1 protein-coding gene is annotated in these 516 nt (G+C 48.6%); it reads left to right on the top strand.

Going from position 1 to position 516, the window contains the following annotated elements:
* Positions 1 to 378 (top strand): transposase (locus PORUE0001_RS07895; RefSeq protein ID WP_007365922.1); only part of this gene is annotated, 378 nt, incomplete at its 5' end.
* Positions 379 to 516: the final 138 nt, after the last annotated feature.

The raw sequence follows: 516 nt of genomic DNA, 5'->3' as shown, positions 1-516 counted from the left end.
AAACAAGAAAAAAGTAACCGAGGACGAAAGGGATATCCCCTAGATTTCAAGTGGAGAGTCATCGATGACCTCCTAGCCACAGGCGAGAGCATCGCCACCACCAGCCAGCGCTACGGCATCACCACACGCACCATTCGAAATTGGTTGCGTACCTTTGGTGTAGAGTTACCCAACCAAAGCACTATGAGCAAGACAAACAAGAACAAAGACGTAGATCCAGAGTACGCAGAACTCAAGCGTGAAAACGCTCGCCTCAAAGCAGCCCTCTTCCAGGCTGAGAGCAAGGCCTTGGTCAACAAAACACTACTCGAAGTGGTCTTGAATCGCTACCACATTGATCTAAAAAAAAGACCGATTTGTAGCCGTGAGACAGCTTGAACAGGCCAAAGTGAGAGATCAAAAGCTCTCCATAACCTACCTTTGTCAGCAGCTAGAAGTCAGCCGCAAAGGCTACTACAAGCACACCTTCACCGAGCAAGACGAAGATGTCAAAGTAGCCTCCGTCCTACACTATTG

The sequence above is a fragment of the Porphyromonas uenonis 60-3 genome (genome assembly GCF_000174775.1).
Lineage (GTDB): Bacteria > Bacteroidota > Bacteroidia > Bacteroidales > Porphyromonadaceae > Porphyromonas > Porphyromonas uenonis_A.
Note: the sequence above shows the minus strand (reverse complement) of the source record. Positions and strands in the feature narration are given on the sequence as shown.